General features: G+C 35.3%; 26 protein-coding genes. 8 read left to right on the top strand and 18 right to left on the bottom strand.

Annotation, left to right across the window (positions count from 1 at the left end; translation table 11 throughout):
• Positions 1–127 precede the first annotated feature (127 nt).
• Complete coding sequence (locus LD272_RS00285; RefSeq protein ID WP_226034582.1) at positions 128–1,600, top strand: aminotransferase class I/II-fold pyridoxal phosphate-dependent enzyme; 1,473 nt, start codon at positions 128–130, stop codon at positions 1,598–1,600.
• A 40-nt stretch (positions 1,601–1,640) separates the two neighbouring features.
• On the opposite strand, the gene LD272_RS00280 is transcribed toward LD272_RS00285, so the two are convergent.
• The 6 genes from LD272_RS00280 to LD272_RS00255 form a co-directional block, all read right to left on the bottom strand.
• Positions 1,641–2,534 carry a polysaccharide deacetylase family protein gene (locus tag LD272_RS00280; RefSeq protein ID WP_226034581.1) on the bottom strand — a complete coding sequence of 298 codons (894 nt, stop codon included), beginning with the start codon at positions 2,532–2,534 and terminating at the stop codon, positions 1,641–1,643.
• A gap of 386 nt (positions 2,535–2,920) precedes the next feature.
• Positions 2,921–4,330, bottom strand: coding sequence for a dihydrolipoyl dehydrogenase (lpdA, locus tag LD272_RS00275; RefSeq protein WP_226034580.1), 1,410 nt, complete (start codon positions 4,328–4,330; stop codon positions 2,921–2,923).
• A 4-nt stretch (positions 4,331–4,334) separates the two neighbouring features.
• Positions 4,335–5,618 (bottom strand): dihydrolipoamide acetyltransferase family protein, encoded by a 1,284-nt coding sequence (locus LD272_RS00270; RefSeq protein ID WP_226034579.1) that lies wholly within the window; start codon positions 5,616–5,618, stop codon positions 4,335–4,337.
• Between the two features lie 27 nt (positions 5,619–5,645).
• Positions 5,646–6,623 (bottom strand): alpha-ketoacid dehydrogenase subunit beta, encoded by a 978-nt coding sequence (locus tag LD272_RS00265; RefSeq protein WP_226034578.1) that lies wholly within the window; start codon positions 6,621–6,623, stop codon positions 5,646–5,648.
• 3 nt (positions 6,624–6,626) lie between these two features.
• Positions 6,627–7,709, bottom strand: coding sequence for a pyruvate dehydrogenase (acetyl-transferring) E1 component subunit alpha (gene pdhA / locus LD272_RS00260; protein WP_226034577.1), 1,083 nt, complete (start codon positions 7,707–7,709; stop codon positions 6,627–6,629).
• 586 nt (positions 7,710–8,295) lie between these two features.
• Positions 8,296–8,952 (bottom strand): YkyA family protein, encoded by a 657-nt coding sequence (locus LD272_RS00255; RefSeq protein ID WP_226034576.1) that lies wholly within the window; start codon positions 8,950–8,952, stop codon positions 8,296–8,298.
• Positions 8,953–9,176: 224 nt separating this feature from the next.
• Between LD272_RS00255 and def the strand changes: the two genes are divergently transcribed.
• On the top strand, positions 9,177–9,731 hold the full coding sequence (def, locus tag LD272_RS00250; protein ID WP_226034575.1) for a peptide deformylase: 555 nt from the start codon (positions 9,177–9,179) through the stop codon (positions 9,729–9,731).
• Between the two features lie 83 nt (positions 9,732–9,814).
• On the opposite strand, the gene LD272_RS00245 is transcribed toward def, so the two are convergent.
• From LD272_RS00245 to LD272_RS21535, 3 genes are all read right to left on the bottom strand, one after another.
• A complete protein-coding gene (locus LD272_RS00245; protein ID WP_226034574.1) occupies positions 9,815–9,985 on the bottom strand; it encodes an HAD hydrolase family protein in 171 nt (56 codons plus the stop codon).
• Between the two features lie 78 nt (positions 9,986–10,063).
• Positions 10,064–10,339 (bottom strand): hypothetical protein, encoded by a 276-nt coding sequence (locus LD272_RS00240; RefSeq protein ID WP_226034573.1) that lies wholly within the window; start codon positions 10,337–10,339, stop codon positions 10,064–10,066.
• 96 nt (positions 10,340–10,435) lie between these two features.
• Complete coding sequence (locus LD272_RS21535; RefSeq protein ID WP_226035001.1) at positions 10,436–10,561, bottom strand: HAD hydrolase family protein; 126 nt, start codon at positions 10,559–10,561, stop codon at positions 10,436–10,438.
• Between the two features lie 472 nt (positions 10,562–11,033).
• Between LD272_RS21535 and LD272_RS00230 the strand changes: the two genes are divergently transcribed.
• Positions 11,034–11,243, top strand: a complete 210-nt coding sequence (locus LD272_RS00230; RefSeq protein ID WP_226034572.1) for a DNA-dependent RNA polymerase subunit epsilon — start codon at positions 11,034–11,036, stop codon at positions 11,241–11,243.
• Between the two features lie 2 nt (positions 11,244–11,245).
• Entirely contained in the window at positions 11,246–12,913 is a 1,668-nt protein-coding gene (gene rnjA, locus LD272_RS00225) for a ribonuclease J1 (protein ID WP_226034571.1), read from the top strand.
• Between the two features lie 112 nt (positions 12,914–13,025).
• Here rnjA and LD272_RS00220 read toward each other — a convergent pair whose 3' ends face one another.
• The 5 genes from LD272_RS00220 to LD272_RS00200 all read right to left on the bottom strand — a co-directional run bounded on the left by LD272_RS00220 (position 13,026) and on the right by LD272_RS00200 (position 18,874).
• Positions 13,026–13,700 (bottom strand): potassium channel family protein, encoded by a 675-nt coding sequence (locus LD272_RS00220; RefSeq protein ID WP_226034570.1) that lies wholly within the window; start codon positions 13,698–13,700, stop codon positions 13,026–13,028.
• Between the two features lie 252 nt (positions 13,701–13,952).
• Entirely contained in the window at positions 13,953–15,803 is a 1,851-nt protein-coding gene (locus LD272_RS00215) for an ABC transporter ATP-binding protein (protein ID WP_226034569.1), read from the bottom strand.
• A gap of 14 nt (positions 15,804–15,817) precedes the next feature.
• A complete protein-coding gene (locus tag LD272_RS00210; RefSeq protein WP_226034568.1) occupies positions 15,818–17,569 on the bottom strand; it encodes an ABC transporter ATP-binding protein in 1,752 nt (583 codons plus the stop codon).
• A gap of 226 nt (positions 17,570–17,795) precedes the next feature.
• Positions 17,796–18,245 (bottom strand): TlpA family protein disulfide reductase, encoded by a 450-nt coding sequence (locus tag LD272_RS00205; protein WP_226034567.1) that lies wholly within the window; start codon positions 18,243–18,245, stop codon positions 17,796–17,798.
• Positions 18,246–18,331: 86 nt separating this feature from the next.
• A complete protein-coding gene (locus tag LD272_RS00200) occupies positions 18,332–18,874 on the bottom strand; it encodes a peroxiredoxin (RefSeq protein ID WP_226034566.1) in 543 nt (180 codons plus the stop codon).
• 313 nt (positions 18,875–19,187) lie between these two features.
• Between LD272_RS00200 and LD272_RS00195 the strand changes: the two genes are divergently transcribed.
• A complete protein-coding gene (locus LD272_RS00195) occupies positions 19,188–20,024 on the top strand; it encodes a mechanosensitive ion channel family protein (RefSeq protein ID WP_226034565.1) in 837 nt (278 codons plus the stop codon).
• Positions 20,025–20,089: 65 nt separating this feature from the next.
• On the opposite strand, the gene LD272_RS00190 is transcribed toward LD272_RS00195, so the two are convergent.
• The 4 genes from LD272_RS00190 to cbpB all read right to left on the bottom strand — a co-directional run bounded on the left by LD272_RS00190 (position 20,090) and on the right by cbpB (position 23,035).
• On the bottom strand, positions 20,090–20,335 hold the full coding sequence (locus LD272_RS00190) for a YkuS family protein (RefSeq protein WP_226034564.1): 246 nt from the start codon (positions 20,333–20,335) through the stop codon (positions 20,090–20,092).
• Positions 20,336–20,413: 78 nt separating this feature from the next.
• Positions 20,414–21,529 (bottom strand): N-acetyldiaminopimelate deacetylase, encoded by a 1,116-nt coding sequence (locus LD272_RS00185; RefSeq protein ID WP_226034563.1) that lies wholly within the window; start codon positions 21,527–21,529, stop codon positions 20,414–20,416.
• A gap of 69 nt (positions 21,530–21,598) precedes the next feature.
• Positions 21,599–22,321 carry a 2,3,4,5-tetrahydropyridine-2,6-dicarboxylate N-acetyltransferase gene (gene dapD / locus LD272_RS00180; RefSeq protein WP_226034562.1) on the bottom strand — a complete coding sequence of 241 codons (723 nt, stop codon included), beginning with the start codon at positions 22,319–22,321 and terminating at the stop codon, positions 21,599–21,601.
• A gap of 252 nt (positions 22,322–22,573) precedes the next feature.
• On the bottom strand, positions 22,574–23,035 hold the full coding sequence (gene cbpB, locus LD272_RS00175; protein ID WP_226034561.1) for a cyclic-di-AMP-binding protein CbpB: 462 nt from the start codon (positions 23,033–23,035) through the stop codon (positions 22,574–22,576).
• Positions 23,036–23,363: 328 nt separating this feature from the next.
• Here cbpB and trhA point away from each other — a divergent pair, with 328 nt between their 5' ends.
• From trhA to LD272_RS00160, 3 genes are all read left to right on the top strand, one after another.
• Positions 23,364–23,999 (top strand): PAQR family membrane homeostasis protein TrhA, encoded by a 636-nt coding sequence (gene trhA / locus LD272_RS00170; RefSeq protein WP_226034560.1) that lies wholly within the window; start codon positions 23,364–23,366, stop codon positions 23,997–23,999.
• A 183-nt stretch (positions 24,000–24,182) separates the two neighbouring features.
• Complete coding sequence (locus LD272_RS00165; RefSeq protein ID WP_226034559.1) at positions 24,183–25,031, top strand: metallophosphoesterase; 849 nt, start codon at positions 24,183–24,185, stop codon at positions 25,029–25,031.
• A 121-nt stretch (positions 25,032–25,152) separates the two neighbouring features.
• Positions 25,153–25,638: a YkyB family protein gene (locus tag LD272_RS00160; protein ID WP_226034558.1), complete on the top strand. Its 486-nt coding sequence runs from the start codon at positions 25,153–25,155 to the stop codon at positions 25,636–25,638.
• Positions 25,639–25,678: the final 40 nt, after the last annotated feature.

Here is a 25,678-nt window from a genome sequence, read left to right as displayed (position 1 = left end):
ATTTAAAACCCCCTTCTCCTGAAATATCGTATCATAAATGATATAATTTTTGCTAAAACTAGCTATTAGACTAATGTTTTGCTATAATTCTGTTGTTTTAAGACTTTAATAAGAGGTGCAGCAATCTATGTTATCACAAAAAGAAACTCCATTATTCACTGGATTACTTAATCACGCAAGCAAAAACCCAGTACAGTTTCATATACCAGGACATAAAAAAGGAGTTGGGATGGACCCAGACTTCAGAAATTTTATCGGGGATAATGCTCTTTCTATTGATTTAATTAATATTCAACCTTTGGATGATCTTCATCATCCTCAGGGGATGATTAAACACGCGCAAGAATTAGCCGCACAAGCATTTGGTGCTGATTACACTTTTTTCTCTGTACAAGGTACTAGTGGCGCAATTATGACAATGGTACTTAGCGTATGCGGACCTGGCGACAAAATTATCGTCCCAAGAAATATTCATAAGTCTGTTACAACGGCAATAATCTTTTCTGGCGCTACTCCCATTTTCATTCATCCAGAAATAGATGAAGAATTGGGTATATCCCATGGAATAACACCAGTATCTGTCGAAAAAGCATTACAAGCTCATCCAGATGCAAAAGGTGTTTTAGTTATCAATCCTACTTATTTTGGGATTGCGGCAGATTTGAGAAAAATTGTAGAGATTTCGCATTCATATCATGTACCAGTTTTGGTTGATGAAGCGCATGGAATTCACATACATTTCCATGATGACTTACCAATTTCAGCGATGCAAGCGGGGGCTGATCTCGCAGCCACTAGTGTTCATAAACTTGGTGGTTCATTAACTCAGAGCTCTGTCTTAAATCTAAGAGAAGGATTAGTATCTCACGAGAGAGTTCAAAGCGTTTTGTCTATGTTAACAACAACTTCAACGTCATATATTTTATTAGCTTCATTAGATGCTGCTAGGAAGCACTTAGTAATCAATGGTAAAAAGTTAATCGACGAAACAATAAAGCTTGCTAATAAAACTCGTAAAGCAATAAATGAATTACCCCACTTATATTGTGTCGGCAAAGAGATATTGGATAGTGGTTCAACGTATGATTATGATCCAACAAAATTAATTATATCTGTAAAAAATTTAGGCATTACTGGTTATGATGTAGAGGTATGGTTAAGAGAAAACTATAACATTGAGGTTGAACTATCTGACCTATATAACATTCTTTGTATTATTACACCTGGCGATACTGCTCGGGAAGTGAACTTACTGATTGATGCACTTTTCAAACTTGCTAGTGATCAGGAATTCACTGCTAGTGAGAAATCAATTAAGGTAACTATTCCAGATATTCCTTTATTGGCATTCTCACCGAGAGAAGCTTTTTATGCAGAGACAGAAATAATTAACATGAATGAATCTGCCGGTAAGATTAGTGCCGAATCAATTATGGTATATCCACCAGGTATCCCTATTTTTATTCCAGGAGAAATTATTACATCTGAAAACATCGACTATATCAATCAAAACATAAAGGCAGGATTACCAGTTCAAGGACTAGAAGATGAAACATTGCAGCATATACGTGTGATTAAAGAACACCGGGCATTTAAATAAATGAAAAGGAGCTGAAAAATTTTTCAGCTCCTTTTCATTATTAAGGTGTTTTTATTAGTTTAGGATCAAGCATTTCGAAACCTTTTTCTCTTAATCCATTTACAATATCTTCAAGTGCTTTAGCTGTCCATTCACGGTCGTGCATTAATAAATTCGCCCCTGGTTTGAGCAATGAGTATGGGACATCCACTTCTGGACCTTCGCCAGTAACCATTGCTGTTGTTAACTTTTCAGCATCCATATAAGGTTTGAAGTAATCATAGCCATACGTCCAATTCATCAATAACATACCCTCATCTTTAACCATTTGTTTTGAGTAATCAGGATTAACACCATGAGGTGCTCTAAAATATTTAGGCCTCTCTCCAATAACTTCTTCAATTAAATCGCTTAATTCGACAATTTCCTTTTTCTGTTGTTCTTCTGACACTTCCGATAAGTTTTGGTGATTATATGTATGGTTACCTATTTCAAACCCTAAATCGTGAATTTTCTTCAGAATTTCCTTTTCTTCATCGGTATCCAAAAAGTGACCATTAACAAAGAAAATCGCCGGAGCATCCAATTCTTTTAAAGTCTTAGCCATCTCAAGTGCATGCTCGTCTGGAGCATCATCAATAGTTAATAGTACAACATTGGCATTATCTTCTTCTGAGATTGGTTCGAGATTCCAGTTTTCAGTTAGTTGATATAATGGTTCAAGAGTTTCTTGTTCTTCTTGTTCTTCCTCTTCTATTTCCGCGTCAATTTCATCTTCTTCTGGTACGGTATTATCTTGGTTGTTACCTGTGTCGATATCAACAGAATCATCAGGTTGTTCAGGTTCTTCTGTCGCATCTTCACCTTCCTCTACTTGATTTTGTGGCTGCTCATCAGAACTACACCCCACTAAAAATAGAAAAAATAGTAATGTTGTAAATAGTATTTTCTTCATTAAAGTGTTCCCTCCTGCTGTAAAATTGGACTACCTTTATTATAAAGGATTTATTGAAAATAAACGTGGAAAAAATATAAATTAATCAATTTTTTTGTCTTCTTTGTTATTTAAATTGCCTAAACCAGAGATTGATGATAGTGAATTTCACATTTTATAAAAATTCCTGTGATTCTAATTGAATCAATTTTATCTCGGTGCTCTAATGATTAATCAAGCGAAATAATACAGTGAATTACCCAAAAGATTTAATTATTAAAATATCGGCACTAATGAGTCGACCAAATCCAGTTTCTGCTAAAATCTGAAATAATTCTATAACAACAGTATTTTATACTGAAAAAAGCTATCACCAATGTTTGGTGATAGCTTTTTTAAAAAGGAAATTATTTCATCATATGAATTGGTGTACCCATAGCTACTTCAGCAGCTTCCATAGTAATTTCTCCAAGAGTTGGGTGTGCATGAATAGTTAGAGCTAAGTCTTCAGCTGTCATACCAGCTTCAATAGCTAGACCAAGTTCTGCTATCATATCACTTGCATTTGGTCCTGCGATTTGAGCACCAATTACTAACCCGTCATCTTTACGAGTAATTAATTTTACGAACCCATCACTGTCATTCAATGATAGAGCACGTCCATTTGCTGCAAACGGGAACTTAGATGCTTTTGCATCATATCCAGCATCTTTTGCACCCTGTTCTGTGTAACCAACCGAAGCAAGCTCTGGATCAGAGAAGACAACAGCAGGAATGCCATTATAATCAATCTCAGACTTTTCCCCACTAATTACTTCTGCGGCAATCTTACCTTCGTAAGAAGCTTTGTGAGCAAGTGGTGGTCCAGGTACAATATCACCAATAGCATAAATGTTGTCAATATTCGTCTTACATTGTTTATCAATTTGGATAACACCTTTATCATCCATTTCGATACCTAATTGCTCAAGGCCAAGTTCTTGTGTATTTGCGGTCCGACCAACAGTTACTAGAACATAGTCTGCTTCAATTGTTTCTTCTTTACCTTTTACCTCATAAGAAACTTTAACGCCATTCTTTGTTTCTTCAACACCTTTTGCCATTGCTTCTGTGACAACTTTAACACCTTTTTTCTTCAAGTGCTTTTTAACTATAGATGTCATTTGTTTTTCAAAACCACTGATAATATCTTTCGCACCCTCAAGAATTGTCACTTCAGTACCAAAGTTTGCATAAGCAGTACCTAACTCTGTACCTACGTATCCACCGCCGATAACAACCAGCTTCTTCGGAACTTCTTTTAGATTTAATGCGCCCGTTGAATCAAGCACACGATCACTGTATTTAAAAGTAGGTAACTCAATTGGACTAGAACCTGTTGCGATAATACAGTTGTTAAATGTATAAGTTTGAGAGTTCTTCTCGTCCATCACTTTTACCGTGTTCTTATCGACAAAGTAAACTTCACCTTTAACAATATCAACTTTATTACCTTTTAGTAAGCCTTCAACACCAGTTGTTAGCTTTTTAACTACACCACTTTTCCATTCTTGTACTTTAGAAAAGTCGACTGTAACATTTTCTGATTTAATCCCCATGTCATCTGAACCATGTGCATACTCAACACGGTGTCCAGCTTGAATTAAAGCTTTAGATGGAACACAGCCTACGTTCAAGCAAACACCACCGAGTGCACCTTTATCAACAATTGTCACATTTTGGCCAGTCTGAGCAGCACGAATCGCTGCTACGTAACCGCCAGGACCTGCACCAACTACAAGAGTATCTAACTCAATCGGAAAATCTCCTACTACCATATCCCTACGCCTCCATCATAATTAATTGTGGATCGTTCAATAACCTCTTAACTTGATTCATCGCAAATTGTGCAGTAGCACCATCAACAAGACGGTGGTCAAAGCTCAACGATAGAGCTAGTACTGGCGCAACAACGATTTCCCCATCACGTACAATAGGCTTTTCAGCAATGCGTCCGATACCAAGGATAGCCGCTTCTGGATAGTTAATAACCGGAGTAAACCATTGTCCGCCTGCGGAACCAATGTTAGAAATTGTGCTTGAAGCACCTTTCATATCATTAGGGGCAAGTTTACCGTCTCTCGCTTTAACTGCAAGTTCGTTGATCTCTGATGATATTGAAAAAATTGATTTAGTATCAGCATTTTTGACAACTGGTACAAGTAAACCTTTATCAGTGTCAGCTGCAATACCAATGTTGTAATAGTGCTTATAAATAATCTCATCTGTCGAATCATCAATCGATGCATTTAAGACTGGGTACTCTTTTAATGCAGATACAAGAGCCTTTACAACATATGGCAAGTACGTCAACTTAACATCTTTTTCAGCTGCAACAGCTTTAAATTTCTTTCTATGAGCAACTAACTCTGTCACATCTATTTCATCATGTAAAGTTACATGAGGTGCTTTCGTTTTAGAGTTAACCATTGCTTTTGCAATTGATTTTCTAATTCCACTCATTTTCTCGCGTGTTTCTGGATAATCACCTGCTGGTACAGTCGCTTTTTGTTCTTGTTTAGATTCTGTCTTTGTATCAGCTGGTTTCTCTTCAGTAGCTTCTGTTTGTCCACCACTTAAGTAGTTATCGAGATCTTCTTTTAGTATGCGACCATTCTTACCTGAGCCCTGTACTTTATTAATACTTATTTCGTTTTCTCTAGCATACTTACGAACTGATGGCATTGCGATAACGCGATCACCATTATCAGCTTCTTCTTGTTGATTGGAAGTATCTTCTGTCGCTGATTTATCTTTAGAATCTGTAGCTTTTTCTTCTTTAGACTCCTCAGCAGCCGGTTCCTCACTTCCACCCTCGTTTTCATATCCTTCTGCATCAATTGTAATAATTGTTTGCCCAACAGTTGCTACTGAACCTTCGTCAAAATGTACTTCTTTAACTGTACCCTCGACTGGGGAAGGTATTTCTACAACTGCTTTATCATTTTGCACTTCACAAAGTGCATCATCTTCTTTAATTTCATCACCAGCTTTAACAAACCACTTAACTATTTCACCTTCGTGAATTCCTTCACCAATATCTGGTAGTTTAAATTCAAAAGCCATTATAATACCTCCTATCTATATTTTTCCCTAGAAATTAACTACTTTATTTACTTTTTCAATAATGTCATTATAGTTTGGTAACCAAACCTCTTCAGCTTGTGTGAATGCATAGACAGTGTCTGGTGCTGTAACTCGTAGAACCGGCGCTTCTAAATGAAGTATCGCTTTCTCTTGAATTTCAGCAATAATATGTGATGCCATTCCAGCTTGACGCTGCGCTTCTTGGACAACAACAACACGATTTGTTTTTTCCACTGATTTTAGAATTGTCTCAAAATCAATTGGCATAACAGTACGAAGGTCAATTACTTCTGCTTGAACACCGTCTTTTTCTAATTCTTCAGCAGCTTTTAAACAGGAGTGAACCATAGCGCCATAAGCTACAAGTGTGACGTCACTTCCTTCACGTTTAACATCCGCTTTACCTAAATCAACAGTATACTCTTCCTCTGGAACTTCTCCACGGAAAGAACGATACAGTTTCATGTGCTCTAAGAAAATTACCGGGTCATTATCACGAATGGAAGCAATTAATAATCCTTTTGCATCATACGGTGTAGAAGGAATAACTACTTTTAACCCAGGTTGTTGTGCCATCAGACCTTCCAACGAGTCGGCGTGTAATTCAGGAGTGTGAACTCCACCACCAAATGGGGATCTAATTGTGATTGGTGCATTTTTAGTGCCACCTGTACGATAACGAATACGAGCAATTTGTCCACTAATAGCATCCATTGCTTCATAAACAAAACCAAAGAATTGAATTTCTGGAACTGGACGAAAGCCTTCCATTGCAAGACCAAACGCAAGACCACCGATTGCGGATTCAGCTAAAGGTGTGTCAAAAACTCGCTCTTCTCCGAATTCCTTTTGTAGTCCTTCGGTAGCGCGAAATACTCCACCGTTTTGACCAACGTCTTCACCAAAGACTAGCACGTTTTCATCATTTTTTAATTCTGTACGCATCGCGTCAGTAATTGCTTGAATCATTGTCATTTGAGCCATCGTTTACTTCGACTCCTTTGCTTTATATTCTTCCATTTGTTCTTGTAAGTGAGCTGGAAGTTCCTCATACATGTTCTCAATTAAATCCGTCACTTTTTGTTTTGGTTGCTCATCAGCCTTTTTAATTGCTGCTTTTATTTCTTCTTTTGCTTGATCAATAACTTTATTCTCTTCATCTTCAGACCAAATCCCTTTATTTTCTAAGAATTTACGGAATCGAACAAGTGGATCTTTTTTCTCCCACTCATTATTTAAATCCTCAGTACGATAACGAGTTGGATCATCACCAGCCATTGTGTGCGGGCCATAACGGTATGTTAAAGTTTCAATCAATGTTGGACCTTCACCATTGATTGCGCGTTCGCGTGCATCTTTTGTAGCTGCATAAACTGCCAATATATCCATACCATCTACTTGTATACCTTCAATTCCAGCGGCAACAGCTTTTTGAGCTAACGTTGTAGCAGCCGTTTGTTTTTCAACTGGGACTGAGATAGCAAAGCGGTTATTTTGTACAACAAAAATCGCCGGAGCTTTATAAGCACCTGCAAAGTTCATACCTTCATAGAAGTCACCTTGTGATGTTCCACCGTCACCAGTATAAGTAATTGCAACAGTCTTTTTACCACGTTTCTTCATACCAAGAGCTACACCAGCTGCTTGAGTGTATTGTGCACCAATAATAATTTGAGGGCTTAACGCATTTACACCTTCTGGCATTTGGTTACCGTGGTAGTGACCACGTGAGAATAAAAATGCTTGGTATAAAGGAAGTCCTTGCCATATTAACTGAGGTACATCACGGTATGCCGGAAGAATATAATCTTCTTGCTCAAGTGCGTACTGTGTACCAAGTTGAGATCCTTCTTGACCAGCTGTCGGAGCATAAAATCCTAATCTACCTTGTCTATTTAAGGCAATAGAACGTTGATCTAAAATACGAGTGTATACCATTCTGTACATAAGTTCCTTTAATTCATCATCTGATAAATCTGGCATTGCGTCTTCATTAACAATTTTGCCATCTTCATTCAGAATTTGAAACGTTTCAAACTGATTCTCAGCATTTTCTAATGTACGTTTCAAAAGATTCACCTATCCTTTCTATTTCCTTGTTATTAATCAAATTTAGCTTTCCCAAACTTCGAAAAAATCTGTACCTAATTCATTATTAAATACATTACCCTGCATCGCAATTTTTTAATCTTATATGTATAAAATAAATAACTGTTACATAAAAGAATCAAGGAATGACTGGTACAATTTTTATTCAATTATTAGTTTAGCTTATTAATAGATGTTGGTCAAACACTTTGACACTTATTATTATAAATTTGTTATAAGTAATTGTATAGTTAATTGCTTACTAAATAATTATCCGTATAAAAAGCATCTGTATTAGCGAAGATTTGTTGCTGTACTACAAAGGATAACTTAAGATAAGCTTAACTAACTTTCCTTGATGTTTTATAAACTAGGTATTGCTTCAAGCACAAAAGCGAAAGTCTTTCCTTGTTCACCCAACAAGCTTAAAGTCGATTTTAGGTACGGTAAGCGTTAAAACTAGACATTGGTCCCACAATTTATATTTTTATCAATTTCAAAAAAGCCTTCGCAATCTGCGAAGGCTTTTGATGATAGTAATATCATTACTTTAGTAATATGTTCTTATTTACTCATTATATTCTACATCAATCTCTGCTTTTTGATAAAAATCCTGTTTAAGTTGGTTATACTTGTCAGTATCACTGTTAAACGTTTCATTAGCTTCTAAAACTTCATCATATGTAGAATTTACTGTGTCAATATGATTCTTTAATTCCTCTTCTTCTAAATCTTCACTCTGAAGCATCTCGTATAATTCTTTGTCTTTATCTAATGAGTTCGAATATACATCATGCAAACTAATATATGAATTATATCTATTTTCCATTGCCGTGTACATCTTGTCGGCCACTTCTTTTAATTCTTCATCATCGATATCTTCTATTAAAGGCTTAATTTTTCTAAACTCTTCTATAGCTAATTCAATGCTTTCTTTTTCTATTTCAATTATTTCTGCGCGACCTTCAATTGCTGTTAAGGCTTCTTGGGATAATTCTTCTACTCTTTCAAATTCATCCATACCCAAGTTTATTATTTCTTCATAGAGCTCTTTTTCTTTTTTTTCTAACTCGACAAGGGGTTCTTGTTGATCAGCAAAATCTTCTTCCAACGTAACAGCTTGTTCCATGTGCTCGTACATATCTTCTGTAGTTGATTCTCCACTACAACCCGCAAGTAAGAAGATAGATAGAGTGATAATAAATGTTATTTTTTTTAAATGCACTACATTTCCTCCTATCATCCTGCTTTTAAAATCTTTGTTGTAAATTTAAAGTTACTTTTCAATTTAATATTTAGTATAACATAATAATAAGACAATTTAGCTATCTTATTATATGAAAAGAAAAAAATATTCATGCCTTTTTAACGACTAATATTCTACCATTTGCACTTAATTTTGTGTTAAACTATTTTCAGCAAAAAGATGCGAGCAAAGGAGTGAATGTCATGATTACAATGAAAGATATTATTAGAGAAGGTAATCCTATTTTGAATACAGTAGCAAAGGAAGTACCCCTTCCCCCCGTTGAAGAAGATAAAAAAACATTACAAGATATGATGCAATATCTAAAAGATAGTCAAGATGACGAAATTGCTAATAAATACGATTTAAGACCAGGTGTTGGGCTTGCAGCGCCTCAAATAGGTATTTCTAAACGCATGGTAGCTTTACATTTTGAAGATTTAGACGACAATCTATACAGCTACGGTTTATTCAACCCAAAAATTATAAGTCATTCAGTTGAAAAAACATTCCTATCTACTGGTGAAGGCTGTCTTTCCGTTGATCGCGAGGTCCCAGGAATAGTTCCGCGCTACGCTAGAATAACTGTAAAAGCTACTGACTTAGATGGAAATGCTGTAAAGCTTAGACTGAAAGATTTTGCAGCTATTGTTTTCCAACATGAGATTGACCATCTAAACGGAATTATGTTTTACGACCATATAAATCCTGACAACCCATTCGAAGAACCTGAAAACGCAAGCGCTGTTGATAGATAAAGGAAAACTTTACTGATCTCTTTTTTATATTTTAATTGTTAGTTCATAAAGCCAATTGAATTGCAACAAATTCGATTGGTTTTTCATTTTAATAAACCAAGATAATTCATACCCTTCACTAACCCATGCTTGTCTGCATCATCTGTAACGTAGCCTGCTACTTTTATCAGTTCTTGTACATCTTTCCCCATCGCAACGCCAGTCCCTACATGCTCAATCATCTCCGTATCATTTAGTCCATCTCCAAAAACCAAAGAGTTTTCTTTTCAATTTTGCTTGCCATTATTAATTTATCGACACCCATCGCTTTTGATCCATCTTTTGGCAGAACGTCACAAGAAGATCGGTGCCAACGTACATCGAAGTTGGTCATAAGACAATTCATAATCTAGTTGATCCTTTTGATTGCAAAATAATAGTGGTTGGTAAATAGAGTTCTGAACATGAAACTCAGGGTCAACATCTGGATAATTTATTTTCAAGCTTTTCTTACTTTCTACTACTAAAGAGTCACGCACTCTTGCAGCCTTCATTTCATTGTTCGTTTGGAAGGCTATCGAGTGATTCCTTGTTTTAGTCTTATTTATTAACCTCTCTAATTGGTTCAAGGAATTGGATCCTCATATACAGTCTCCCCTTCAAATACAACATACTGACCATTAAGACAAACGAAAGAGTCAATTCTCAGTAATTCTCTAATTTCCTCAGGTCATAAAGGGCGCATTACCTGTAGCTATTGCAACATAAACACCCTTTTCCTTTAACTCTTGAATGGCAGCTATTGTTTCATCAGTTATATTTTTATCAAGGTCAACCAAAGTTCCATCAATATCAAAAAAACAATTTTTTCAGGAAATCTATTCGCTCCTTAATGTAAGTTAAAGGGAGTTAATTCCTTTTTTATCGAATAAAATCAAGGAATTCGCAAAAAATATAATCACATGAATTCGTTAAAATCTCATGGCTCTTATTAAATTTTATTCATTATTTAATACGTTTCTATTTCAATATTTACCAAATCATACTATACTATAAATTAGAGGGATTGGACCGGTGAACGCTTTTTAATGCTTTTCTTTAGTATAAGGAAGGGAGTTGTAAGAAATAATGTTAAAACGTTTAAAGGAAAAGCTTAGAAAGCGATTGAAAAAGATGTTGGGTCGGAATCGTGTACCTAGTACATTTCAGGATGACTATCGTTAAATTTACAGTCCTACTACAAAAAACTATTTGATAAATAAAGATGCTATGGTTTCATAATTTTCTCAAAAAATATTTATAATACAAGTTAGGAGAGGTTGAATGATATTTAAAGTACTGTATCAGGAGCTTTCAAATGAAGTTCCTGTTCGAGAACGTACAAAAAGCTTGTACTTTGACGCTAAATCCGAGCGCGAAGTACGTAAACAACTCTCCGATCGCAATTTAAACATAGAATTTATCCAGCCATTAGATGAAGCACATCTTGAGTACGAAAAAGAATCTGAAGATTTCATTGTGGAGAACGCCTAGCCATGAAATTCGTGAAAAATGACCAAACCGCTGTCTTTGCATTGGGGGGATTAGGTGAAATCGGGAAAAATATGTATGGTGTACAATTCCAAGATGAAATAATTCTTATTGATGCAGGAATAAAATTTCCTGAAGATGAATTATTAGGGATTGACTATGTAATTCCTGACTTTACTTATCTAGTGCAGAATCAAGACAAAATTAAAGGCCTATTTGTAACACACGGACATGAAGATCATATCGGAGGTATTCCTTACCTTCTAAAAGAGATTAACGTGCCTATCTATGCTGGAAAACTTGCGATCGGATTATTAAAAAATAAATTAGATGAACATGGTCTTTTGCGAAATGCCAAGCTTCACCCGTTTCAAGAGGACGACGTTTTTAAATTTAGAAAAACATCAGTAACATTCTTTAGAACGACACATAGCATCCCTGACTCTTATGGTATTGTTGTTAAAACACCACCAGGTAACGTCGTTCACACAGGTGATTTCAAATTTGATTTCACCCCAGTTGGTGAACCAGCCAATATAGCTAAAATGGCTGAAATTGGCAAAGAAGGAGTCTTGTGTTTATTATCAGATAGTACAAATAGTGAAGTTCCTGACTTTACCATGTCAGAACGAAAAGTAGGAGAAAGTATTAACGATATCTTCAATCGAGTTGACGGACGATTGATTTTTGCAACATTCGCTTCTAATATTTATCGTTTACAACAAGTTGTTGAGTCAGCTGTTAAAAACAATCGAAAGGTTGCTGTATTTGGCCGAAGCATGGATAATGCGATTAAAATCGGTCAGGAACTTGGTTATATTCAAGCTCCAAAGGATACATTCATTGATACGCATCAACTAAACCGATTACCAGCTAACGAAGTAACCATTTTATGTACAGGTTCCCAGGGTGAACCAATGGCCGCTCTTTCAAGAGTTGCTAATGGAACACATCGACAAATTCAGATTATCCCTGGCGATACAGTTGTATTTTCTTCTTCACCAATCCCTGGAAATACAGTTAGTGTTAGCAGAACAATCAATAAACTTTACCGCGCAGGTGCAGATGTAATTCATGGTCCACTAAATGATATTCACACATCTGGACATGGTGGACAACAAGAACAAAAATTAATGTTAAGATTAATCAATCCTAAGTTCTTTATGCCAATTCACGGGGAATATCGCATGCTCAAAGAGCATACAAAGTTGGCTCAATTATGTGATGTTGATCCTAGTAATTGTTTTATTATGGACAACGGAGATGTACTTGCCTTAGGCAAAGATAACGCCGCAATTGCAGGTAAAATCCCTTCAGGCGCGATTTATGTAGACGGAAGTGGAATTGGCGACATTGGGAATATCGTTTTAAGAGATCGTCGCATTCTATCAGAAGAAGGCTTACTTATCGTAGTAGTTAGTATAAACATGAAAGAATTTAAAATAGCTTCTGGTCCCGATATTATCTCTAGAGGATTTGTATATATGAGAGAATCTGAAGACCTGATAAATGAAGCGCAAAAACTAGTGTCATCTCATCTTGATAAAGTAATGGAAAGAAGAACAACACAGTGGTCTGAAATTAAAAATGAAATAACAGATACAATTTCTCCATTTCTTTATGAAAAGACAAAACGTAAACCAATGATTTTACCAATTATTATGGAAGTATAACACTGATTAAATGCAAAATACCCTTTCTCATAAGAGAAAGGGTATTTTTTATACTTTTTGAGATTAGTCTTTTAGATTTCAAAGAATATCCATGTTTAGGTTGCTCTATCTACTAATCATCATCTACTACTAATTGCTTTTCAAAACGAGAAATGTCCTTGTCAGCGCCAATTACAATTAGTATATCACCTTTATTAATCATTTCTGTTGCCATTGGAGATACATTGATTTGCTTATTATGTTCCTGCTTAATAGCTACAATATTACAACCATAATTGGCACGAACATCTAAATCAACCAGTGTTTTACCACTCATCTTTGTCCCCGCCTTCACTTCAACAATACTATGGTCATCGGATAGTTCTAAATGATCCAAAATGTTATTAGAAATAATATTATGTGCTATTCGTTTTCCCATGTCTCTTTCCGGATGAACAACTTGATCTGCACCGATCTTATTTAAAATTTTTTCATGATAATCGTTCTGTGCTTTTACTGTAATTTTCTTAACGCCTAGCTCTGTAAGCATTAATGTAGTTAGAATACTTGCCTGTATATTATCACCGATGGCTACAATTACATGCTCAATATTACGAACTCCTAATTCCTTCAATACTTTTTCATCAGTTGCATCTGCGATTACTGCGTGAGAAGCGATATTTTTGAATTCATTAACTTTATCTTCTGCTAGGTCAATGGCTAGAACTTCCATTCCCTCTTCACTTAATTCTCTACAAATACTTCCACCAAAGCGCCCAAGACCAATAACTGCAAATTCTCTCTTCATGGTTTTTCCTCCGTATATAGATTGCTTCCTTAAAGTTTATCATAGTTTAAATCGAAAAGGGAGACCAAACATACATCGTTCATCACTATGCTTGAAATATCTAAATTTGCTATCTACTTAAGATATTTAGATACATATAGATATAAATAAATTGACACAGGTTATTACAGCTAACTAACAACGAGTCGAATTTTAAAACTGATAAGTAATAAAGTAAAGGCCATTACCCGCACTTAGGTAATGGCCTTTATTTTATAGAGCATCTAACATTTGAAATTGAGATTTGACAAGATCAAAGTACTCACCTTTTTGATTCATAAGTTCTTGGTGATTACCTTGTTCTAAGATTTTTCCATGCTCTAACACAATTATATTATCCGCTTCTCTAATCGTAGATAGGCGGTGAGCAATCATAATTGCAGTTCTTCCTTTTAGAAGTGTTTTTAACGCTTTTTGTATTTTTACTTCTGTCTCAGTATCAATACTTGCGGTTGCTTCGTCCAAAATTAATATTCTAGGATTGGCAAGTAGAGCACGTGCAAAGGAGAGTAACTGTCTCTCACCAGCAGAAAGAATACTACCTCTCTCCTCTACTTCTGTCTCGTATCCATCCGATAACCTTGAAATAAACTCATCAGCTCCTACTACTCTTGCTGCATCCTTCACTTCTTCATCGGTGGCTTCAGGTCTCCCGAAACGGATATTTTCCATTATTGTACCAGAGAAAATAAACGTATCTTGTAGTACTACACTAATACTTTTTCTAAGACTATCTAGCTTCATATCTCTTAAATCATAGCCATCTATTTTAACAGCACCTTTTGTAGGATCGTAAAACCGACTAATCAAATTAGCTATCGTCGACTTACCTGAACCTGTATGACCAACAAGCGCTACTGTTTGGCCCTTATTCATTTCTAATGATATTTCATGAAGTGCAACCCGGTCCTCATCGTATGAAAATTGAACACGATCAAATTCGATATGTCCTTTCATGTCTTTAAACTCGATAGCATCTTCTTTTTCTTCAACATTTGGTTGCTCATCTAAAAATTCAAAGATACGTTCTGATGATGCCATCGCTACTAATAACTGATTATAGATTTGACCTAACCTTGAAATCGGTTCCCAGAACATCCCTAAGAAAAAGGCAAATGTTACGAAGGTACCAATTGCAATACCTCCATTTTCTTCACCAAGGATAATTAGGTGGGCGCCATAAGAAATTAAAATAACAGTACCAATCGCATTACTCATTTCAACAAACGGCCCAAAGTATGCACTTTTTTTGGTAGCAATCCTTTCCGTTTCAAAGTTATCTGTATTGACACCATCAAAGAATTCTGTATTCTCTTTTTCTTGAGCAAATGACTGAGTAATACGGATTCCTTGCATACTTTCATTTAAATGAGAATTTAATCTAGACTTTTGAATACGCACATCCTGCCAAGATCTACGAATATTTCTTCTTAGCTTCGTTGAGATATAGAACATTATAGGTAGTATTATTAACACAGCCATAGTTAACTGAGGGCTAAGCACAAATAAAATAACAATAATACCCAGTAACATAACTACGTCCATTAATAAGTTGATAATTCCGTTAGTAAAAAGTTCCTGCAAGGAATTTACATCGTTCAATATCCGAACCAAAATTGATCCTGCTGATCTCTTATCAAAAAAGTTATGTGATAAACGTTGTACGTGTGAAAATAGACTCGAACGTAAATCATGAATAATTTTTTGCCCTAGAATGTTAATCCACTTGATTCTAAACATATTACCTAAGTAGCTTAATAAGTAAAGAAATGCTATCACTACTACAAGTTTGGTTAATAATGTTATATCTTTATTAGCAATTGCCACATCAATGACAACTTTACCAATCAGTATAGGAACAAGAAGTCGCACCATTGTCGAAATGAACATAGCTAAAATCGCTCCAGGTAGCAACGTCTTACGGTAAGGTTTTACATAGTTGAGCAATCGTAACATTTGTTTCCAGTTAAAAGGTTTTTCTACCGCCAGGTCTAATGGGTAATAAAATCGGTTTAAATGGTGGTTTTCTTTTGTCGTACTATTTGTATTTTTATGACTTGCCAATGGTCTCCCCCCCTTTAATTAACAGTATTCATAATGGCTTGTTTGTCTTGATACTGAATGTCATAGATACGTTGATAAGGTCCACCATTACGTAATAGCTCTTCATGCTGACCTCGCTCTACGATTCCACCATCTTCAAGAACCAAAATTTCATCGGCATGCTTTAATGAAGAAATTCTGTGAGCAATAATAAATGTTGTTCGATTATCCATTACTTCTTTTAGTGCTTTTTGAATTTGAAATTCAGTTTCCATATCAACTGCTGAAGTTGCGTCATCAAGAATTAACACACTTGGATCGATAAGGATAGCGCGCGCTATTGCTATTCTTTGCTTTTGACCACCGGACAGACCCATTCCTCTTTCACCTAACATCGTGTCATATCCTTTTGGCATTTCCAAGATAAACTCATGCGCTTGTGCTCTTTTAGAAGCTGCAATAATGTCTTCCATGCTAGCTTCAGGGTTACCATATGCAATATTTTCCTTTATGGTCGTTGAAAAAAGAAAGGATTCTTGTAATACGAAACCAATATTTTTTCGGAGTGTCTTTAAGTTATAGTCTTTGGTTGATTTACCGTCGATCAATACTTCTCCTAGTTCTGGTTCATAAAAACGTGTTATTAATTGAGTAATACTTGTTTTTCCTGAACCTGTAGCTCCAATCAATCCGACAACTTTTCCTGGTGGCGCATCGAACGAGACATCTTTTAATGCTGAATCGTCATCAGCTGTATAAGTTAATGTAACGTTATTAAAAGTTACATGTCCTGCTATCCGTTTAGGATCAATAGCATCCTCTTCTTCTTCGATATCTTCTTTTGCTTCCAAGATTTCTAGCAATCTTTCACCAGAAGCTTTTGCTTGTGAAAACATGTTTACGATAAATCCTAAATGCATTAGCGGTCCCAAAATATAAGTAACCAAACTGAAAAATGCAACCAATTCACCTAAACTTAATTGTTCATTAATAACTAAGTAACCACCAAAAATAAGCAATGCTACCATACAAACATTTCCGATAAACTCCATAAATGGAAAGTATTTAGCCCAGATGTTTGACGTTTTAATATTAACTTCACGGTAGTTCTGATTATTAGTAGTAAATCTATCAATCTCAAAGTCTTCTTTTGATAGAGATTTTACTGTATTCATACCACTTACATTTTCTTGTATTCTAGTGTTTAGACTACCCAATGACTTTCTAATTGTTCTAAACGCCGGATGAACACGTCGATCAAATTTGTAGACAACAACAGCAAGAAAAGGCATGGCTGCCATCGTAACTAGAGCAAGTGGAACCGAGTAGAAAAACATAACACTTAAACTAATAATAATGAGCAAAGAAATTTTTAATAATTCCTTAAAACCAGCAGCTAAAAAGAATTTAAAGCCCTCAACGTCCATTGTCAGTCTAGACATTAAATCTCCTGTCCTAGCATTATCATAATAAGTAAATGAAAGTTTTTGTAGCTTCTTATATAGTCCATCTCGCAAACGATAGACTGAAGAAGTTCCAAATAAATCTCCCAGGTACTGCTGAAAAAAGTTAGCAATCCCTTTTACAATCATAATTAGTATAAAGCCCGTAGCAATATAAGGTATTAGTTCGTATTTTCCATCTCTTACCACATCATCAATAGTTATTTGTAATACAATTGGATATAAAACAGTTATTCCAGTTACTAATAATACAAAAAACAAAGACGCAAAAAAGTACTTTTTAAATGGCCAGTAGTATTGTTTTAATTTCTTAAAGGTTTCCATTTGTCTCCCTCCTCCTGATGTTTTTTTCGTAATTATAAATATAACGGGTTACGAAATAAATTTCCACCTTTTTGACTTAATTTTTTAATCTTTTTGACAATTACTTTTTTAGACCAACTAAATTTATATATGAAATGTTTTTGTCCTATGCAAACTAAATTAATTAGACAAATTTTCATAAGAAAAACCCTTTACCACTAGGCAAAGAGTTTTATAATTCAATTACTTATTTTTCATTTTTACCTAAAACACGATTAACACGTTTGCGCAGCATCTTCATGCCTCCACCACCAGCTTGAAAATGGCGAAGATTCCCTTCTGCATCAAAAACATAATAAGCAGGAACATATTGATTCTCAAATGCATCAGTCAAAACATGTTTGTTATCGACAAAGATAGGTTGTGTAATGGCATGTTCCGAAGCAACCTCTTTAATCTGTTCCAAATCTAAATCCTTCTCAGACCTAGGCATGTGGACGGCAACAACATTTAACTCATCTTTGTATTCATCACGAAATTCATTGACATTAGGCATTGCCTCTTTGCATAATCCGCAACTCACTGACCAAAAATGAATAAGAGTAGGTTTCTCACCTACAAGACTGTCTTTTGTTAATTCTCCATTTAACCACTCAGTTGCTCCGCTAAGTTCTGGCATTGATTCTCTTAGTTTCAAATGTATTTCCTCCCAAATTTAGTAATGTCAAAAGTATGTTAAAAAAGGTCTAACGCTAAAGTTAGACCTTCAATCTGATTTAATAATTATAGTGTTTCTTGTCCAGGCTTCCAGTTAGCAGGGCAAAGTCCACCAGTTTGAAGTGCTTGTAGTACACGTAGTGTTTCATCAACATCGCGACCAATATTGTTATGATTTACTACCTGATATTGAAGTTCTCCTTCAGGACTAACTATAAATAAACCTCGAAGCGCTACACCTTCTTCTTCAATTAAAACTCCGTAATCTTTTGCGACCTGATGGTTCGTATCAGCAGCTAGAGAATAATGTAAGTCTCCAAGACCATTTTCATCACGTGAAGTGTTAATCCATGCTAAGTGAGTGTGAATCGTATCTGTAGAAACACCTATAACTTCTGCGTCTAAGTCTTCAAATTCATCAAAACGATCAGAAAGTGCAGTTATCTCTGTTGGACATACGAAAGTAAAATCCATTGGATAAAAGAAAAGAACTGTCCATTTATCATTTTTCATATTTTCTTCTAAAGAAACTCTTCCAAATTCTTTATTTGGTAGCACTGCTTCCATTTCGAAACGTGGTGCTTGCTTGCCTACCATGCGTTCTGCCATATGTATCCCTCCATAAATTTTTCATTTAAATAGTAATCTAAAATTGTGTTTGCTCCACAATTCACAATGGATATTATAACTAATATATTATCCTTTCGTCAATCAAGATGATTATCTGATGATATAAATATTAACTCTACCATTATTTTATCCAAGAAAGCACTTGCTTAAACAATAACTGTAATATAATTTAGTTTGGTTTTTATACTTCCTGAAATAGAGCGAATTTAAAGTTTAAATTAGTATTTTATTGTCTATTATTTGATTAATCATACCAGTTTCTATTATCCTTATAGAGAAAGGAGACGTTGACATGGATTTTATACAAGATATATTTAACGATGCACTAGGTGCAATAGTAACTTATGGTTTAAGAATTATTTTATTAGTTATTGCTTTTCTAATCGTTGCTCCAATTGGTAAAAAAGTAATATCTTCTAGCTTAGCAAAGGCAAGTAGGCGGGAGAACGTCTCAGAAGGAAGAATTAAAACGTTGGAAAAGTTAATTTTAAACGTTTATTCGTATGTATTACTCTTTATATTTATTGTTATGATTTTTGGTATAATTGGCTTGCCACTTGGTCCTCTACTAGCAGGTGCAGGTGTGCTTGGGCTTGCAATCGGTTTTGGTGCCCAGGGGTTAGTTAGCGATGTTGTAACAGGTTTCTTCATTCTATTAGAGCGGCAAATTGAGATAGGTGAATATGTGACAACAGCTGGATATAATGGAATTGTAGAAGAAGTAGGTCTTCGCACGACAAAAATCAGAAGTTTTGATGGAACATTAAATTTCATTCCTAATCGTGAAATGATAGGAGTGAGTAATCATTCTAGAGGAACGATGCGTGCTTTAGTTGATATTGGGATTAGCTATGATGACAATATTGACCAAGCAATGGGAGTTTTACAACAGGTTTGTGATGAGTTTAAAGAAAATGACGAAAGATTTGTTGAAGGCCCAGATGTATTAGGGGTACAAAGCTTCGGTTCATCCGACGTCGTTCTAAGAGTACTTGGACAAACAGCGAACATGCAGCAATTTGCAGTTGAACGTGACATGAGAAAACGAATTAAAGAGATGTTTGACAAAACAGGAATTGAAATCCCATATCCACATCAAGTAAACATAAGTAAAAATGCAGATAGATAAAATCACCCCCTTGCTACCAAAAGCAGGGGGTGATTTTTTAAGTAATTTTATAGTCAGAATGTCCCTTAACTGCCTACTCGCTCTTCTACTTGCTTACATACTTCATTTGCAGTTAATCCATCAGCGTTAATAACGGATCCACTAAAGCTCGTTGTTTGCATACCCATCACATCTTTATCCTGACCAGAAATAACACAACAATCACATCCATTACTGTCTTCTTCCTGCCTTAAATCAACAATCTCATGTCCTTTTTCTTGTAAAGCGCCTTTTACATCTGCAAGTGTACCTTCAATACCAATTTTAGCCATAGTTGACATTCCTCCTCAAGTAATTATTTGAGATTTCCAATCTTAGATTTCCCAAATCTAGAATAGGTATTCAACTATTTATATTCCTCTTAATGTCTCTTTAACTAAATTAACCCCTACATGTAAAGCATCCTCGTTTGCCTGTAGCTTGCTATGATGTAGACCATACGGAGAATCCACACCTAACCAGAACATGAAACCTGGAATATCGTTTAAGATGTAACCAAAATCCTCGCCTGTCATTGCGGCCCTAGCTTCAATCCAGTTAACATCCTGTTCCATAACTACCTTTTTAAATTTTTCTACGTATTCTTCTGAATTATATACTTGATAATAGTTTGAACCATAGTCAATCGAAATAGAACAGTCATGACTGAATTCGGTACCTTTTGCGAGCATTTCAATATGGTGTTTAACCTCATCAATTACCATAGGGTTAAGAGTTCGAATGGTACCTTCCAGTCTAGCTTCTTCTGCGATAACGTTTTGTACAAAGCCACCAGTAACTTTTCCTATTGTTACAACTGCACTTTCAAGTGGATCAATTCTTCTAGATACAATCTGTTGTAATTGAGTAACAAAATTACTTGCTGCTACAACCATATCTTTAGTTAAATGCGGATAAGCGGCATGTCCCCCTTTACCCTTAAAATCAATAAATAACTCGCTAGTATTAGCAAATAACAAACCAGCTCTCGTAGAAACGTCTCCGACTGATAACTCGGGAGCAATATGCAATGCAAATATACAATCCGGCTTCCACTTAATGAATTCTTCAGACTGTAGCATTGGTAAGGCTCCACCTGGGCCCTCTTCAGCAGGTTGAAATAAAAATAGCGCATTATCTTCAAGCGGAGAAGTTGCAAGGTCTTCTAATGCCCCTAAGGCAATGGTCATATGGAAATCATGTCCACACGCGTGCATTTTCCCAACGTGCTTGGACTTAAATCCATAACCTGTCTGTTCAGTTATTGGTAAGCCATCGATATCAGCTCGAAAACCAATTGTTCTAGTTGCATTTTTACCTTTAACCAAAACCAGAATTCCCGTTTTCCATGTTTTTATCGTTAAATGCTCTTGTGGATAAGTACTAATTTTATCTAATAAATATTGTTGTGTTTTATATTCCTGAAAGCCTAGCTCAGGAATCTGGTGTAGATCGCGCCTTATTCTTTTTAAATCTTCTAAATTCACAGTTTTACCTCCTGAAAGAGTTTTATGTTTTTAAAAAAAGCAGGAGAGAAACTCTCCTGCTTTTTTTACTTATTCTTCATCTAATTTTCTTAATGCTTGCATTATTTCGGTTTTTGATTTCGTTTGATCATCAATTTCCTTAATTACTCTAGCAGGTGTACCGGCTACAACAGTGTTTGGTGGTACATCCTTCGTGACAATCGCACCAGCGGCTACAACTGCACCTTCACCGACTCTAACTCCCTCAAGTATGACAGCATTCGCTCCAATCACAACACCATCTTCAATAATTACCGGATCAGCAGATGGAGGCTCGATAACTCCTGCAAGGACAGCTCCTGCTCCAACGTGACAATTTTTACCAACTGTAGCTCGTCCACCTAGAGTTGCATTCATGTCAATCATTGTACCTTCACCAATAGCCGATCCAATGTTAATCATAGCGCCCATCATGATGACACAACCATCACCAATCTCTACCTGATCACGAATAACAGCACCAGGTTCAATTCGAGCATTAATTCCTTTTAAATCCAATAAAGGAATTGCTGAGTTTCTACGGTCATTTTCAATGACATAGTCTTCAATTTGACTTTTGTATGTATCTAGAACTTCTTTAATATCTTTCCATTCACCAAAAAGAACTCCTGTCTCACTATCAACAAAATCTTTCACGTTATCATTGAACACAATTTGATTCAGTTGCTTACCTTTAATATAAACTTTTACAGGTGTTGATTTTTTACTATTCGAGATAAAAGAAATAATCTCATTTGCATCCATCATTTTCAATTTTACTTCCTCCAATACCAAATTCATTCTCTTTACTTTACCAAAGATAATTTATACATGACAAGTGATATCATTTAATTATTATTAGAAAACTCGCGCATTCCTAATTCACTTAATAGACGAAACGCATGTTTATCTACAGAACACTTACTAGAACACTTGCTGACTACCACTAATATATTAATTTAAACGTTTACGAAAAAGGAGTCTTTATCATAAAAAGACTCCTTTCAAACTTCCTAAATCACACTATTATTCTGCAACTTGAGGTTTATGTTTATTCACGTGAAGATATTTATTCAACTGCTTTAAAATCGCTCTTCTAGTTAAAATGCCATCAAAATAACCTTCTTCGTCTACGACACAAACAAAAGGATAATTAATAACGGTTTTCAAACAAGTTAGGAAATCGTCATTCTTGTTGAGACAAGGTATTTCCTGATTCATTACCTCAGATACTTTTATATCCGAAAGTTTTTCCATTTCAAAACGTTCTAGACCTAACACACTATTAAGTATGATAGTTTTCCCTATTATACCTTTGAATTTGTAGGTAGAGTCCAAGACTGGTACAGCGGAATAACCAGATTTCACTAAAACTAACAAAGCATGCTCTAATGGATTTCCCACTTGGACATGGGCAACTTTTTCTGAGGATATCATTAATTCTTCTGCGAGGATTTCGGTAATTTCCTTACTTTCAACATTATTCATTGTAACACTCCTTTACAAGGCAGTTGAAGGAGCACATTCACGTTTTCACTTCCCAATCATATTTTATCATAAATATATTTGGTAAACCACGATTACTTTAAGACTTTTAACAATTCGTTACCAGTTGAATCAATTTCATAATTACCTTATACATCAATTAGCATCCGCATCTAGTTTGGGAATGGTCTATCCCAACTAGATGTAAATGTTAACTTTCAAAAAAACAGTATTATGAAATTGACTAACAGTTATTAATGTTTACATGACAAATGTCAATTTCTAAATTGAATGTTACAAGCTATAATAATAATTGAAAAGAGGTTTAACGATGACTACACATACATTTACTAAAAAAGAAGAAATTGCACACGCAATAACCCATGGCATTGGAGCACTTAGTAGTGTGGTTGCCCTAGTTTTTTTAATTCTTTATTCAAGTGCACACGGTGATACTCTACAGATTATTTCATCAGTAATTTTTGGAGTTACTATGCTATTTATGTACATTTCATCAACTATATCCCACGCATTGCCAGATGGAAAATGGAAGTACATTTTTCAAATATTTGATCATTCCTCGATCTATTTATTTATCGCGGGAAGCTATACTCCCCTTCTACTAATTCTACTCAGAAATGAATTAGGATGGACATTATTCGGGATTGTTTGGGGAATCGCTGTGCTTGGGATCATTTTCAAGGTGTTCTTTGTAGAAAAATTCTTGATTATGTCTACCGTTTTTTACATATTAATGGGATGGCTAATTGTATTTGCATGGGAACCTCTCACTACTGCATTGCCTAAAGACGGATTAACTCTTTTAATTATTGGTGGATTGCTATACACAGTAGGCGCAATATTTTATGTTTGGAGAAAATTTTATTACCACCACGCTGTTTGGCATCTCTTTGTTATCGCAGGATCAGTTTTCCACTTTTTCACTATCTATCTTTATGTTATCTAAGGAACTATTATTAGTTACTAATCAGGAAAAATCAGTCCTTGGCCTAATTTAATTTGGTCAAAGGACTGATTTTTGTTATACTATTTTTTTGCTGCGGACAGATAATGGTCTACTATTTAGAAAACTGTTAATATATTAATAATAACTACTTACTATACAATAAGTGGAAAGGCTTGGACTTATATGGACCGACGATCTTTTTTAAAAAAACTAGCTGCAAGTACATTAGCCTTGTTGGGTTCTGGTGGTGGAACCTATTATTATGCTAGAGAAATAGAACCTAGCATGTTAACAATCCACCAAGAAAAAATAACATCTCCAAAAATTATTGATTCGTTTAATCAATTTACTATAGCTCAATTTAGTGATACTCATATTGGCTTTCACTATACTTTGGATCAATTCGCTGAGTTAGTTACTACTTTAAACGATCAAAAACCAGATGTCGTGGTATTTACTGGCGACCTAGTTGACGCACCTAATGAATTTAATTGGGATAATCAATTAATAAAAATTCTATCTAGCATCAAAGCCCCTTACGGCAAGTTTTGGATATATGGCAATCATGATCATGGAGGATATGGTACGGAAATTGTCAAAGAAGCAATGGATAAAGGTGGATTCACATTACTAAAGAATACGAATACTATTGTCAGTAAAAATGGGAAATCAATTGCATTGGTTGGATTAGACGATGCGATGCTCGGAAGTCCAGATATTGATCAAGCACTTGATAATCTCGATTCAACTTTGCTAACTATTGTTCTTGTTCACGAGCCAGACTACGCAGATATTGTTAAAAATTATCCTGTCGATGTTCAATTGTCTGGACATAGCCATGGTGGTCAAATTCAAATTCCTTTTCTTGGTCATTTATACACACCTAGTCTTGCAGAAAAATATGTAGAGGGGAAATATACTTTTAGTAATGCGCCGCTTGAGTTACATGTTAGTAGAGGTATAGGAACAACGAGACTTCCTTACCGCTTTTTATGTAGACCTGAAATAACTTTATTCCAATTAGAAAATTAAGAACATCGCCTGATAATTGGGTTAATTAATAGTAATAATAGATTTAGTAACTCTTTTTATGTTGCGCTTTCTATCAAGTTTGTGTAAGATTGTAACCAATCATATGAAAGGAGGAAATCTAGTGGATAGTAGTAATACAACTAATAGTATTGAAAATATTGCAAAAGCACTTTTTATCGTAAACCGACACGCAAAGACAGCCCCAAACCCTCGATATTTATATAACATGAAAAAGCAGGCGATTCACAAATTATTACAAGATAACTCGGCTAAGAAAATCGGGCTTCACTTTTCAGATCACCCCAAGTTTAGCCATCAACACTCCACGTTGCTAGTCAAAGTGAGTAATTACTATTTTCATATACCTCCAACAAAACAAGATTTCAAAACGATGGAACATTTAGGTAACCTAGACCAAAATTACCGTAATCCAAAACCACAAATGTCCCTATCACAGGCTAAAAAGGTATTAAGTCATTTGTTGAATTGGCCTTATCCAGATCCAAAAAAAACAGAAGAAAAAAAGACCTATTCTTCTTACTTTACCCCATCTTCTTTAGGGCAGTTAACACGGCCAAAGTATAAAAAAAGAGACCAAAGATATTAATAATCCCATAACGATAGGAGCGGTCTAAATGCATATCAAC

The sequence above is a fragment of the Aquibacillus saliphilus genome (genome assembly GCF_020404745.1).
Taxonomy (GTDB): domain Bacteria; phylum Bacillota; class Bacilli; order Bacillales; family Amphibacillaceae; genus Aquibacillus; species Aquibacillus saliphilus.
The sequence above is the reverse complement of the archived record's forward strand: the minus strand, read 5'-3'. Positions and strand labels throughout refer to the sequence as shown.

Excerpts from the sequence above, each read along its gene's own strand:
- LD272_RS00285 (WP_226034582.1), top strand. The coding sequence starts at position 128 with ATGTTATCACAAAAAGAAACTCCATTATTCACTGGATTACTTAATCAC.
- LD272_RS00280 (WP_226034581.1), bottom strand. The coding sequence starts at position 2,534 with ATGAAGAAAATACTATTTACAACATTACTATTTTTTCTATTTTTAGTG.
- lpdA (WP_226034580.1), bottom strand. The coding sequence starts at position 4,330 with ATGGTAGTAGGAGATTTTCCGATTGAGTTAGATACTCTTGTAGTTGGT.
- LD272_RS00270 (WP_226034579.1), bottom strand. The coding sequence starts at position 5,618 with ATGGCTTTTGAATTTAAACTACCAGATATTGGTGAAGGAATTCACGAA.
- LD272_RS00265 (WP_226034578.1), bottom strand. The coding sequence starts at position 6,623 with ATGGCTCAAATGACAATGATTCAAGCAATTACTGACGCGATGCGTACA.
- def (WP_226034575.1), top strand. The coding sequence starts at position 9,177 with ATGATTACAATGAAAGATATTATTAGAGAAGGTAATCCTATTTTGAAT.
- LD272_RS00230 (WP_226034572.1), top strand. The coding sequence starts at position 11,034 with ATGATATTTAAAGTACTGTATCAGGAGCTTTCAAATGAAGTTCCTGTT.
- rnjA (WP_226034571.1), top strand. The coding sequence starts at position 11,246 with ATGAAATTCGTGAAAAATGACCAAACCGCTGTCTTTGCATTGGGGGGA.
- LD272_RS00220 (WP_226034570.1), bottom strand. The coding sequence starts at position 13,700 with ATGAAGAGAGAATTTGCAGTTATTGGTCTTGGGCGCTTTGGTGGAAGT.
- LD272_RS00210 (WP_226034568.1), bottom strand. The coding sequence starts at position 17,569 with ATGGAAACCTTTAAGAAATTAAAACAATACTACTGGCCATTTAAAAAG.
- LD272_RS00200 (WP_226034566.1), bottom strand. The coding sequence starts at position 18,874 with ATGGCAGAACGCATGGTAGGCAAGCAAGCACCACGTTTCGAAATGGAA.
- LD272_RS00195 (WP_226034565.1), top strand. The coding sequence starts at position 19,188 with ATGGATTTTATACAAGATATATTTAACGATGCACTAGGTGCAATAGTA.
- LD272_RS00190 (WP_226034564.1), bottom strand. The coding sequence starts at position 20,335 with ATGGCTAAAATTGGTATTGAAGGTACACTTGCAGATGTAAAAGGCGCT.
- cbpB (WP_226034561.1), bottom strand. The coding sequence starts at position 23,035 with ATGAATAATGTTGAAAGTAAGGAAATTACCGAAATCCTCGCAGAAGAA.
- trhA (WP_226034560.1), top strand. The coding sequence starts at position 23,364 with ATGACTACACATACATTTACTAAAAAAGAAGAAATTGCACACGCAATA.
- LD272_RS00165 (WP_226034559.1), top strand. The coding sequence starts at position 24,183 with ATGGACCGACGATCTTTTTTAAAAAAACTAGCTGCAAGTACATTAGCC.